Source organism: Neisseria sp. P0020.S005, from assembly GCF_051957055.1.
GTDB lineage: Bacteria > Pseudomonadota > Gammaproteobacteria > Burkholderiales > Neisseriaceae > Neisseria > Neisseria subflava_A.
Window position 1 is genome coordinate 1 of the sequence record NZ_JBQCWV010000085.1, and the last position, 424, is coordinate 424.

The window sequence follows — 424 nt, forward strand, 5'->3', positions numbered from 1 at the left end:
CGTAAGCATTTATGCGGGCATGGGCTGTTGCCCTATCTGCGTATGTGACAGTGTTTACAGAGTGGAATAAAACCATTCGGTAGACTTCCTGACTGATTCAATCAAATATGTTATGGGAAAAAATCTGATGAAGAAATTTTTATTTGGTGCATTTGCCGCCGTCTGTGCAGCATTCTCTTTGGCCGCCGTGAACATCAATACCGCATCTTCTGCCGAGCTGGAGGCTTTGCCGGGTATCGGTCCGGCTAAGGCGAAAGCGATTGTGGAATACCGTCAGAAGAACGGTGCGTTCAAATCGGTGGAGGAGCTGAAAAACGTGAAGGGCATCGGTGATGCGGTACTGAACAAATTGAAGGCGGAGGCGACGGTTTCTCCTGCCGCGCCTAAGGCCGCACAGCCTGCCGTGAAAAAATAAGCCTGACGG

Annotated in this window: 1 protein-coding gene; it reads left to right on the plus strand. The window is 50.2% G+C overall.

Annotation, left to right across the window (positions count from 1 at the left end; translation table 11 throughout):
• Positions 1-127: 127 nt before the first annotated feature.
• Entirely contained in the window at positions 128-415 is a 288-nt protein-coding gene (locus ACTHTU_RS11430; protein WP_070460228.1) for a ComEA family DNA-binding protein, read from the plus strand.
• Positions 416-424 lie beyond the last annotated feature (9 nt).